The sequence below is a fragment of the Sphingobacterium sp. 18053 genome, assembly GCF_902706145.1.
Classification (GTDB): domain Bacteria; phylum Bacteroidota; class Bacteroidia; order Sphingobacteriales; family Sphingobacteriaceae; genus Sphingobacterium; species Sphingobacterium paramultivorum.
On sequence record NZ_CACSJW010000004.1, the window covers coordinates 597320 to 609604 of the forward strand.

A 12285-nucleotide genomic window follows, 5' to 3' on the forward strand; every position below is an offset into this window, starting at 1 on the left:
CGATTGGTGTACTTTAGCGCCAATAATTATAGATAAATGAAGCGTATACTACCCGTAATACTATTTTTTGGCCTCTCATCAATGCAGCTTGTCTACGGACAAGACAAAGGTGCGTTTAATTTAAATGACCCAGAAAAAATCAGCTATCTCAATCCTAAAAACTATGTAATTAGTGCTATTGATATAACTGGAACACAATTTTTAGATAAAAATGTATTAATTACGATCTCTAAATTGTCAGTAGGTCAATATTTGGAAGTTCCAAGTGAGGCGACTGCAAAAGTAGTGAAGGATATGATGGCTCAAGGCCTCTTTGATGATGTCGAATTATGGGCAGATAAAATTGAAGGTGAAAATATATTTTTGACCATCCGTGTAGTAGAACGTCCTCGTTTAACTCGTATTGATATCAATGGTCTAAGTAAAAGCCAGACCGAAGAAGTTCGCAAACGTTTAAATAGCAACACCGGTAAGATTGTCAACGAAAACTTGATGAACACCACACGTGCTACAATCCAACGGTTCTTAAAAGAAAAAGCTTTTTTATATCCGGAGATCACCCTAAAAACGGTGAAAGACTCAGCACAGGCTAATAATGAAATACTTATTGCCGATGTGGATAAGAAACATAAGGTAAGAGTCAAAAAAATGACTTTTACAGGGAATGAACATTTTTCTCAGCAAGAGTTGAGAAAAATGGCCAAGCCAATCAAGCAAAAAATGTGGTACCGTATTTTCGGTCCTGGAAAATTCAAGGAAGAAAAATACAAAGAAGGTAAAGAAAACCTAATCAAGAAAATGGCCGCCAAAGGCTATCGTGATGCGACGCTCTTGAAAGATACGGTTATTCGCGAGGGTGAAAAAAATGTGTTGGTTAACTTTGACATCTATGAAGGTCCTAAATATTATGTAGGTAATATTGTTTGGACAGGTAATGCTAAATATTCGGACACCTTACTGAATAAAATTTTAGGTATCAAACGTGGTGATGTTTTTTCGGAAGAAAAATTAACAGCAAAATTGATGGGTCCTACAAAAAATAGTGATGACATCTCTTCAATCTATATGAACGATGGTTATCTTACGTTCTCAGTAGACCCTGAACAAACGCGTATTTACAACGATACAATCGATTTGAATTTACGTGTATATGAAGGTGCTCAATATACCATCAATAACGTTATTGTTAAAGGTAATGATGTAACCAACGACCGTGTTGTATTACGTTCTATTTATACAAAACCTGGTCAAAAATTCTCAAAAGAACAAATTATGCGCAGTGTGCGTGAAATTGCGCAGTTGGGAAATTTTGATGAACAAAAAACAAACCCAGTACCGACAAATTTAAATTATGCGGATGGTACAGTGGACATTGTTTATAATGTTACTGAAAAACCTTCGGATCAGGTCGAGCTTTCGGGTGGTTATGGTGCCGGTCAGATCATCGGAACCTTGGGTTTAACATTTAACAACTTCTCTACCAGCAATTTCTTTGACAAAAGTTCCTGGAAACCGCTACCACGTGGAGATGGACAGAAGTTGAGTGTCCGTGGTCAAACTTCGGGTAAACGTTATCAATCGTATAGTTTCTCTTTCTCCGAGCCTTGGTTGGGTGGTAAAAAACCAATTTATTTTGGTTTGAGCGCCTATACCTCGAGTTCATCATATGGTGGATTTAACTACTATACTGGCGAGCAAATTGTTAAGGATTCCGAGTTGAACCGTATTTGGATGACTGGTATTACCGCAACATTAGGTAAACGCTTACAATGGCCAGACAACTGGTTCCAGGCAAATACATCCTTGTCATTCCAACGTTATAAGCTTCAGAACTATGGAAATTACTTCCTATTTGATAATGGTACAGCCTATAACATCAACTTGACGCAAGAGTTTAGCCGTAATTCGATCGATGCTCCTATCTATCCTACTTCAGGTTCAAACATCAAATTCTCGGTGCAATTGACGCCTCCATATTCATTGTTCAACAACATTGATTATAAAAATGGTTCGGCTCAGGAACGTTACCGTTGGACAGAATACCACAAATGGAAATTTGACTCGCAATGGTACGCAAAAATCGTTGGTAAACTTGTTTTCAAAGCACAAGCTCAATTTGGTTTCTTGGGTAAATACTCCAACAAAACTGAAATATCGACTTTCGAGCGTTTCAAAGTTGGAGGGGATGGTATGCAAGGGTTTGATTACCTACAAGGATCTGAAATTGTCGCATTACGTGGTTATGCAAATGGTGTAATCATTCCTGAAGGAACACAAAATGTGAATGTGGCACGAAATTCAGGTAGTCCAATCTATACAAAATATCAAATGGAATTACGTCACCCGGTTATGTTAAATGATCAGGCAACAGTGTACGTATTGGCTTTCGCTGAAGCGGCAAATACCTGGAACAAGTTCACAGAATACAATCCATTTAAAGTACGTCGTTCTGCAGGTGTTGGTGCCCGTATCTTCTTACCTATCTTCGGTATGCTAGGAATAGATTACGGCCATGCATTCGACCCTATCCCGGGCTTACCAAGCAGTACATGGAAACAAAACTTTACATTTAGTATCATGCAAAATATGGGTGGATTCTAATCTTTGTTGATCCAATCATATCGAAATAAAATAAAAAGCTATCGCAAGAAATTGTAGATAGCTTTTTTGTTTTAAGATTGTTTTCCAGTAAATCATGTATTTTCTTTCATTTCCACCTGATCTGATTCAATGCGAAATCACCCGAAATATCTTATAAATTTTCTTATATTGAGTGCGGTTATGATCATCGAAAAAAAGAGGCCATAGGCAGCACTCAGGGAACTAGCATTGGAGCATTCGTCAACAAGTTAAATAGTGTTAAACCCGAGAAATATCTATTAGATTGCTTCTTTTTTCTTATTTTTGAGCCGTAAATTTACGTAGAGCGGTTTTCTTGAATTAAACTTTTGGGATTATCCGAAGTCATAAGGTAAATTAGTGTTAAATAATAAAAAGTATAGTCTATAAAAACTTACAGGAAATATGAAAAAAATATTGTTAGTTATAGCTTTTGTAGTCGTGAGTGCTACAGCGACATTTGCCCAACAACTTGCATATGCTGATTCAGAATATATCCTAAAACATATTCCTGAATATACGACTGCACAGAAACAGTTAGATGACCTATCTAAGCAATGGCAGGAAGAAGTGGATCAGAAATATGCTGAGATTGAAAAACTATATCAGGCTTATCAAAAGGACCAGGTTTTATTAAATGAAGATATGCGTCGTCGCCGTGAGGATGAAATCGTGACAAGAGAAAAAGAAGTAAAAGACTATCAGAAACAAAAGTTTGGATTTGAAGGTGACCTTTTTAAAAGACGTACTCAATTGATGAAGCCTATTCAAGATCGTGTAGCAAAAGCTATCCAAGATGTTGCTTCTGCGCAGGGAATTGATTTTATTATGGACAAGGGCAATGAGTCTACTTTTCTCTATGCCAATCCAAAATTGAATAAAAGTAATGATGTCATTACAAAATTAGGATATAAACCTAATCCGAGTCTTGCAAACTAAGCGGGAGTTTATTATCATTGTGGACACAAATAATAATAGTAGTAATTAATTAGAAAACTAAAAGATTGCCATAAAGATGGCTCATTAGATTAAAATGAAAAGCATGAAAAATTTATTAAAGGGTGCGGTTGCTTTAGTGGCAGTATTTTTCTCAACTCAATTCGCAAATGCGCAACAAAAGATTGGTCATATCAATTTTGCTGAAATTATTCAGTCTACATCTGAATTTAAAGCAGCTGAAGGGCAATTGAAGACATTGAGTGATGGTAAAACCAAAGAAATTCAAGATATGGTTACCATTTATCAAACAAAACAAAAAGAAGCAAACGATAAATTGCGTAACAGAAGTGAAGCAAATAAAGAAACTGTTGATCCAGAAATCAACAAAATAGGTCAAGAATTACAAGATATTCAGGCTCGTATTCAAACAGCACAACAAGCTGCTCAAGAAGACTTGAACAAAAAAGAAGAAGAATTAATTGCACCTATACATAGAAAAGTTGGCGATGCTGTCAATGTTGTATCTAAAGAAAAAGGTATGGCTTATGTATTTGATATTTCAAGCACAAATATTCCTTATTTCCAAGGTGGAGAAGATTTAACTGCTGCTGTAAAAACAAAATTAGGTATTTCAGCTACAGCTGCTCCTGCTGCTGCTCCAGCAAGAAAATAAGCTAGCATACAAGGCAATAAAAAAGGGATTATCGATATAGATAATCCCTTTTTTATTGCCTATCTATTTTCCCAAAGGTAAGTGAATCGCAATCAGCGTACACCGCCGACAGCACCAAATACGCTCCAGTTCTACAGCCAAAAGAATAAGGTAAACTCAAAAGCTTATCGAATCAGTCAAATTATAGTGTAAATAAAAATCTGCTGCTTGATTTTCTTGCATTTACCAGCTAAATTGTAGATATTGGTTCGGAAAACAAACATATCTACCCTAATGAAAACTTCATGGTCCCAAATTTGTTCATTAACTGACGAATGTAAGGTACTCAGGAAAGCTTCGTCGTTAAAATGATTTTATTCGCATGAAAAAGAAAGTAATTGAGGATAACCCTAAAAAAGAAAGAAAGGTAACTTCCGGTCCTATACGCGACAAGGAACGCACCAAGGCGCGAATGATCGCTGCTGTCGGAAAGGTAATTCAGAAAAAAGGATACCATGCATTGAATGGCCCTAATATTGCTTTGGAATGTGGACTGAACAAAGCATTAATATGGAATTATTTTGGCGGTCTCGATCAACTGGTGGAAGCTTATCTGACACAAAAAGATTTTTGGCAAATCGGAGATAAGGGCGTATTGGAACAAATGATCACAAATCCCGGTTCCATCAGCGTTTCCTTGATAGAAGAATTGCTTAATTCTCAATTTAACACCTTTTTGAAGGATAAGACGAAGCAAAAAGTCATTCATTGGGGACTGGGCGAAAAGACAAAAGCGCTTAAAAATATAGCCGACAGAAGAGAATTGCTCGGCGAAGAACTATTTAAGCATGTCGATTCAAAATTCGAAAACTCCGAAAACGACCTTAGAGCAACATTGGCAATCTTAGTCAGTTCAATTTATTATTTGAGCCTTCAGGCAAAATCTACCGGAAGTACCTTTTGTGGTATTGATGTAAATACCGAAGCAGGAAAAGAACGAATTCAAAAAACAATGCGTAAAATATTAGAACAGACATTTTCTGATGTTGAGCTATAGTCTACTCAGATATAACTAGAGAAAACGTCCAAGAAGAATAATTTCTTCTTGGACGTTTTTCTTTACAACCTATACTTACCATTAGAAATTTCCAATAAATTATCACCTTAGGTCTCTATTTTTGATTTATTTTTACTATGTTAGCATAACAAAATAATATAGTATATTTGTTTATAACCAAGATCCAGGCATATGATAGGTCAACTAATATTTGTGGTTTGTTTCGCTGTGGCATTGTTCCTTTTTAGCAAAAATGCACAACAGATTTATCGTAATATCAAGCTGGGTAGACCGGCAGATCGTTCGGATAGATCCCCAGAGCGTTGGAAAATGATGCTCCTCGTCGCCTTTGGACAAAAGAAAATGTTCAAGCGAATTTTCCCCGCAGTCCTACATTTATTTGTATACCTCGGATTTGTCATCATCAATATTGAGATGTTGGAGATTGTCATAGACGGTCTTTTTGGTACACATCGTATCTTTTCATTTTTAGGGAGTTTTTATAATTTCCTAATTGGGGCATTTGAATGGCTCGCTCTAGGTGTACTGGTATCCTGTGTCATCTTTTTAATTCGGAGAAATATCGCTAGAGTAGCTCGCTTAAATAGTGTAGAATTGAAACATTGGCCCAAGACGGATGCAAATATTATTTTAATCACAGAGATTCTTTTAATGTCGGCTTTCCTGCTGATGAACGCTTCTGATCTTAAATTGCAGCTCTATGGCTTCGCACATTTTAAATCGGTAGGTTCCTTTCCAGTAAGCCACCATCTTCTTCCATACCTTCCAACTTCGACGGAGGCCTTATTTTTAATAGAGCGGTCTTGTTGGTGGTTTCATATCCTAGGTGTACTTGCCTTCTTGAACTACCTCCCCTATTCTAAGCATCTTCATATTATTTTGGCTTTTCCGAACACCTATTTTTCTAATCTGAACGCAAAAGGCAAACTATCCAATATGCCAGCTGTGACCAATGAGGTTAAGGCAATGCTTGATCCGAGTTTCATCCCACCTCCAGCAGATGCAAATGCACGTTTTGGAGCCAAAGATGTTCAGGATTTAACCTGGAAGAGCCTATTGGATGCATACACCTGTACTGAATGTGGACGTTGTACATCTTCTTGCCCCGCAAATATAACGGGAAAGCTGCTGTCTCCACGAAAAATTATGATGGATACACGGGATCGCCTCACTGAAGTCGGTACGAATATCAAAACAAATGGAAGCTTTCAGGATGACGGAAAATCTTTAATTGACACGTATATCAGTCGAGAAGAGTTATGGGCCTGTACAAGCTGTAATGCATGTGTAGAACAATGCCCAGTCAATATTAATCCACTGGATATTATTATTGAACTTCGTCGCTTTGCTGTTATGGAAGAATCACAAGCTCCTGCGAGTATTAACAATATGTTTGGAAATATTGAGAACAATGGTGCCCCATGGAAATATGCGCAATTGGACCGCGCCAATTGGACTCAACAACAATAGTTTTATGATGGAAAATGAATTAAAAGTTCCCACAGTTGCTGAACTGTTGGCCAAAGGAGAAACTCCTGATATACTATTTTGGGTAGGTTGTGCAGGGAGTTTTGACGAACGTGCACAGAAAATTACGCGCGATATCTGCAGAATATTACAACATGTTGGTTTAAAATATGCCATCTTAGGTACAGAAGAGAGTTGTACGGGTGATCCTGCCAAAAGAAGTGGAAACGAATTTCTATTTCAAATGCAGGCCATGATGAACATCGAAGTACTCAATGGCTATGAAATCAAGAAAATAGTAACGGCTTGCCCACACTGTTTCAATACATTGAAAAATGAGTATCCATCCCTAGGTGGCAACTATGAGGTCATTCATCATACACAATTGATCCAAAACCTGATCGATGAAGGAAAATTAAAACCAGCGGATAACAACGTATTCAAAGGAAAGAAGATAACGTATCATGATCCCTGTTATCTTGGTCGTGCAAATGAGGTCTATGAGGCACCGAGAAAAGTATTGGAAAGCTTGGATGCCCAGCTGATCGAACTGAAACGTTGTAAGAGCAATGGACTTTGCTGCGGTGCTGGGGGCGGACAAATGTTCAAAGAACCTGAGCCTGGAGCAAAAGACATTAACATCGAACGTATCGAAGAAGTCATCGATGCAAAGCCACACGTTGTCGCTGCAGCATGTCCTTTCTGTATGACGATGTTAAAAGATGGCGTAAAAATAAAAGAAAAAGAATCAGAGATTGAGGTGTTGGACATTGCCGAAATAACTGCCCGAGCAAATCAATTGTAAATTACATTAATTACGAAATAAAAGAGGCCCGATCGTATGATCGGGCCTTTTGTGTAGGGAGAAGAATATCTCCTGTTCACGCTTAAATTAGGGGAATCCCAAAGCCGGTTAAATATAGGGGATTCCCCCGAATCGAAGATCAGCGCTGTATTTATGCTGATCAAACAACTCTAACATCTAGCCATAACAAAGGTATCACCTCTAGTTCAATTCATTGTTGTTCATTTCTTCTAAAATGTTGTTCAAAAATTAACCATTGAAAAAAAATGATATTTATTTCCAGCCATTCAACTAAGTAACAAACCTAAAAGCACCTTTCTCGTCGCGTTAGATAGCACCTGCTTTATCTCATAAGTGGTCATTCGATCGCTCATTACAATAGATTTATAATTCTGTCTGCCTTTTCCTTGCCATTAAGCCTATAAGTTGTAAGAGCAATGAACTTTGCTGTGGTGCTGGGGGCGGACAAATGTTCAAAGAACCAGAGTCCGGAGCAAAAGACATTAACATCGAACGTATCGAGGAGCATCGATGCACAACCTCAAGTTGTCGTTGCAGCATGTCCTTTCTCTGTATGACGATGTTAAAAGATGGCGTGAAAACAAAAGAAAAAGAATCTGAGATTGAAGTGTGGACATTGCGGAAATCACTGCCCGAGCAAATCGATTGTAAATTACATTAATTACGAAATAAAAAGAGGCCCGATCGGATGATCGGGCCTTTTGTGTAGGGAGAAGAATATCTCCTATCCACGCTTAAATTAGGGGAATCCCAAAGCCGGTTAAAATATAAGGGATTCCCCCGAATCGAAGATCAGCGCTGTATTTATGCTGATCAAACAACTCTAACATCTAGCCATAACAAAGATATCACCTCTAGTCCAATTCATTGTTGTTCATTTCTTCTAAAATGTTGTTCAAAAATTAATCATTGAAAAAAATGATACTTAGGCCCTTTTCCCAATGGACGCATATCAACGCCATTACGCTGCGCGCTGATATAGCCGCCACGGGAATAGATATCTGGAGATATACCATTATGCAGTTCCTCCCGAAATGTACCACTGCTGTTTCGGGTAGCACTTTCATTGAGGTTGAGTACCACTTGATCCCTAAAAATCTCGCTGTTCACCACTTGAATATGCTGTGGTATATTTAACAATGAGGCTTCTAGCCGCAATGCTTCCGACAGTTGTTTCGGATTATATCTTTTGTAATACTTCGAACTAATTTCGACTTCGTCAATTCTGAACGATTTCATGGTATCCTGAGATACTGTTTGAGCAATAAGCCCAAACGGAGAAACGATGAAAATACAGGCTAAAAAACCCCGAGATTGTAACATATGGAGGAATAAGAAATTCTGTTACAAATCTCTAAATCGAAATTAAAAAGCGATAAGAATGCTATTAGTCAGAAATAAGAGCGGGATTAAGATGACATAAGAATTTATTGAAGTCCTAAATTTCATCCTTCTCAATCCATTTTGGAACCAGTGGTGCTTCATACTGTTGCATCTTCTCGATCAGCTCTTCAATCGTATCAGCGACCAATAACATTGCTCTATTTTCCTGCTTAAGAAGCCCCTCTTCGACCATGTGATCAATAAATTGAATTAGATGATTATAAAATCCATTGATATTTAATAAACCAACTGGCTTTTTATGTAAACCCAATTGAGCCCATGTAATCATTTCAAAAAGTTCTTCCAAGGTACCAAAACCGCCCGGCAGTGCGATTACCCCTTCGGCATAATCATTCATAATTCGTTTACGATCATGCATGGTATCAACAGTAATCAGTTTTGTTACGCCCGTGTGCTCTCTTTCTTTCGAATTCAAAAAATCGGGAATCACACCTATTACTTCACCTCCGTGCGCAAGAGCTCCATTCGCAACAGCCCCCATTAGGCCGACCCTTCCACCACCATAAACCAAACGGATACCATATTCAGCCAAAACCTTTCCCACATAGGAGGCTTGCTCTTCATACACGGCCGAATTCCCTAAACTGGAAGCACAAAAAATAACAATACTATTAACTTTCTTCATATACAAGTATAGTTAAAAATAAACGGATCAGCTTTTTTATTGCGATCTTACCAGCAGGCCAACATTTCACCTCCCTAAGTACAAAACAAACAAAACACTAATTATCAAGTAAATACAACTTAAAACTATCCATCCTTTTTCTCTCGTATAGATAAATGTAAAAAAAACACTTAAAATAAATAACACATTTAATATCTTTGATTTACCGGTCTTTTTTATACATAACGGCTAACCAGACAAGCTCATCAGATCTTGTTAATAACAAATGATAATTTCAGTCCATATGATCTTCAAAAACAAATTTTTGCACAGTGCTCTCTTAAGCTTATTTAGTCTGGCGCTATCTGCTCAAACAACTCCGCAATTAAATTATTTCGATTTAAGAGATGTAAGGTTGTTACCTGGAGTTTTTAAACATGCTGAAGACCTGGACATCACTTATTTATTGGAAATGGACCCGGATCGATTGTTGGCTCCATTTTTACGCGAAGCCAATTTACCGCTTAAAAAAGACTCTTATACCAATTGGGAAAATACAGGATTAGATGGCCATATCGGAGGTCATTATCTATCTGCGCTTGCTCATATGTATGCCGCTACAGGAGATCTTCGCATCAAGGAACGCCTGGATTACATGCTGGCCAACTTGAAACGTTGTCAGGAAGCAAATGGAAACGGATACATTGGCGGGGTACCTGGGGGTAAAATTAGTTGGACAGAGATTCAACAAGGCCGGATCAACGCCGGTAGCTTTAACTTGAATGGAAAATGGGTACCGCTATATAATATACACAAAACCTATGCTGGCCTGCGAGATGCCTACTTGTTGACAGGCAATGAATCTGCGAAAGACATGCTTATTCAGATGACTGATTGGGCGCTTAAGTTGGTTGGTCAACTTTCCGAAGCTCAAATACAGGAGATGTTACGAAGTGAACACGGTGGACTGAACGAAACCTTTGCTGATGTCGCTGCAATTACCCAAAATCAAACTTATCTCGAGCTGGCTCGTAAATTCAGTCATCAATCCATACTTGAGCCCTTATTAGCGCATAAAGATCATTTAACAGGATTGCACGCAAATACGCAAATTCCAAAAGTTCTCGGTTTTAAACGCATCGCTGACCTTTCCCACAACGAAAAATGGGCTGAGGCTGTTCGGTACTTTTGGGATAATGTTGTCGAACATCGCTCGATTGCTATTGGTGGAAATAGTGTGAGTGAGCATTTTAACCCAACGGACGATTTTTCAAAGATGTTATATAGCATTGAGGGACCTGAAACCTGCAATACGTACAATATGTTACGGCTCACAAAAATGCTCTACCAAACTGATCCGCAAGGAAAATACCTCGATTTTTATGAACGTGCTCTTTACAACCACATCTTATCGACACAACATCCCGAACATGGTGGATTAGTTTATTTCACACAAATCCGTCCGGGGCATTATCGCGTTTATTCACAAACACAGACAAGTATGTGGTGCTGCGTTGGATCGGGGATGGAAAACCACGCCAAATATGGTGAAATGATCTATGCACAACGCAACAATGACTTATTCGTCAATTTGTTTATTCCTTCACGCTTGGATTGGAAAGCGAAAAACACCGAAGTCATTCAAGAAACGAGCTTTCCGACAGAAGCCAACACAAGCATTCGAATCAACCCCAAAAAACCGACTTCATTCAGCTTGTTTATTCGTAAACCCAACTGGCTGACCGCAGCTCCGCATGTATTGATCAATGGAAAGCCCTACCACAATTTCAGTTCAACGAATGAGCATATCCAAATCAAACGTACATGGCGAAAGGGTGATATCGTCAGTCTTGAATTGCCTATGGGGATACATACTGAGCAGTTGCCTGATAAAAGCAATTATTATAGTATTTTATATGGACCTCTTGTTATGGGTGCCCGTACTGGACAGGAAGATCTTTTGGGACTTCAGGCCGATGACAGCCGAATGGGGCACATTGCATCGGGAAAACAAATCCCTTTACGTGATCTCCCAATTCTTAAAGCTGAACCGAACAATATTCCGACACTTGTAAAACCAATAGCATCAAAGCCCTTACACTTTACGCTCTCAGATCTTTATTTGGAAAAAAAAGGTATTCAAATGGAACTAGAACCCTTTTTCGGTATTCATGATTCCCGTTATATGATCTATTGGCCTCAAGCAACAGAAAAGGAACTAGAGGCGTTACAGGAGAAAATGAACAGTGATGAAATAGAAAGCTTAGCGCTAGCTGCCAAAACAGTCGATAAGGTCGTCGCTGGAGAGCAACAGCCGGAATCAGATCACTTTTTTCACGAGCAAAATAGCAATGCTGGGGCATTCGGCGATACACGCTGGCGCGATACAAAAGACTGGTTTAGTTATGTGATGAAAATAACGCCCGAGACCCAACTGATAGCAATCAAATTGCTGGCAGACAACTCATCAAGGGTAACTGAGGTTGTGGTCGATGGTAAAACTATCTGCACAATGGAAGACAAGGACGAGAAGCCAACCATTAAAACAATACGTATAAAGCTTCCCATTGATGGTACAGGTAAAACCAAAATAGAACTAAAAATTAAGGCCGGGGCAGGATCTACAAGCCACAAGATCCTAGAAATCCGAACTCTTCGTCCTGACTAATGGATCTGTGCGGTAGTTTCCATTAGTC

Annotated in this window: 10 protein-coding genes; 8 read left to right on the forward strand and 2 right to left on the reverse strand. The window is 38.6% G+C overall.

All coding sequences use genetic code 11. The features are described 5' to 3' along the window. Positions 1-36: 36 nt before the first annotated feature. From bamA to GVK91_RS12315, 7 genes are all read left to right on the forward strand, one after another. On the forward strand, positions 37-2601 hold the full coding sequence (gene bamA / locus GVK91_RS12285) for an outer membrane protein assembly factor BamA (protein WP_153846141.1): 2565 nt from the start codon (positions 37-39) through the stop codon (positions 2599-2601). A gap of 423 nt (positions 2602-3024) precedes the next feature. After that, positions 3025-3558 carry an OmpH family outer membrane protein gene (locus GVK91_RS12290; RefSeq protein WP_046671928.1) on the forward strand — a complete coding sequence of 178 codons (534 nt, stop codon included), beginning with the start codon at positions 3025-3027 and terminating at the stop codon, positions 3556-3558. Positions 3559-3661: 103 nt separating this feature from the next. Continuing rightward, a complete protein-coding gene (locus GVK91_RS12295) occupies positions 3662-4231 on the forward strand; it encodes an OmpH family outer membrane protein (protein WP_153846139.1) in 570 nt (189 codons plus the stop codon). Between the two features lie 361 nt (positions 4232-4592). Further along, entirely contained in the window at positions 4593-5267 is a 675-nt protein-coding gene (locus GVK91_RS12300) for a TetR/AcrR family transcriptional regulator (RefSeq protein ID WP_153846138.1), read from the forward strand. Positions 5268-5459: 192 nt separating this feature from the next. Then, positions 5460-6758: a 4Fe-4S dicluster domain-containing protein gene (locus GVK91_RS12305; protein WP_159729047.1), complete on the forward strand. Its 1299-nt coding sequence runs from the start codon at positions 5460-5462 to the stop codon at positions 6756-6758. 7 nt (positions 6759-6765) lie between these two features. Then, positions 6766-7560 carry a (Fe-S)-binding protein gene (locus GVK91_RS12310; protein WP_153846190.1) on the forward strand — a complete coding sequence of 265 codons (795 nt, stop codon included), beginning with the start codon at positions 6766-6768 and terminating at the stop codon, positions 7558-7560. A 469-nt stretch (positions 7561-8029) separates the two neighbouring features. After that, entirely contained in the window at positions 8030-8242 is a 213-nt protein-coding gene (locus tag GVK91_RS12315) for a hypothetical protein (RefSeq protein ID WP_227550183.1), read from the forward strand. Between the two features lie 245 nt (positions 8243-8487). Here GVK91_RS12315 and GVK91_RS12320 read toward each other — a convergent pair whose 3' ends face one another. Both GVK91_RS12320 and GVK91_RS12325 read right to left on the reverse strand, forming a co-directional pair. Next, a complete protein-coding gene (locus tag GVK91_RS12320) occupies positions 8488-8904 on the reverse strand; it encodes a hypothetical protein (protein ID WP_153846136.1) in 417 nt (138 codons plus the stop codon). Between the two features lie 115 nt (positions 8905-9019). After that, complete coding sequence (locus GVK91_RS12325) at positions 9020-9610, reverse strand: TIGR00730 family Rossman fold protein (RefSeq protein WP_153846135.1); 591 nt, start codon at positions 9608-9610, stop codon at positions 9020-9022. 283 nt (positions 9611-9893) lie between these two features. Here GVK91_RS12325 and GVK91_RS12330 point away from each other — a divergent pair, with 283 nt between their 5' ends. Next, positions 9894-12257 carry a glycoside hydrolase family 127 protein gene (locus tag GVK91_RS12330; protein WP_153846134.1) on the forward strand — a complete coding sequence of 788 codons (2364 nt, stop codon included), beginning with the start codon at positions 9894-9896 and terminating at the stop codon, positions 12255-12257. Positions 12258-12285 lie beyond the last annotated feature (28 nt).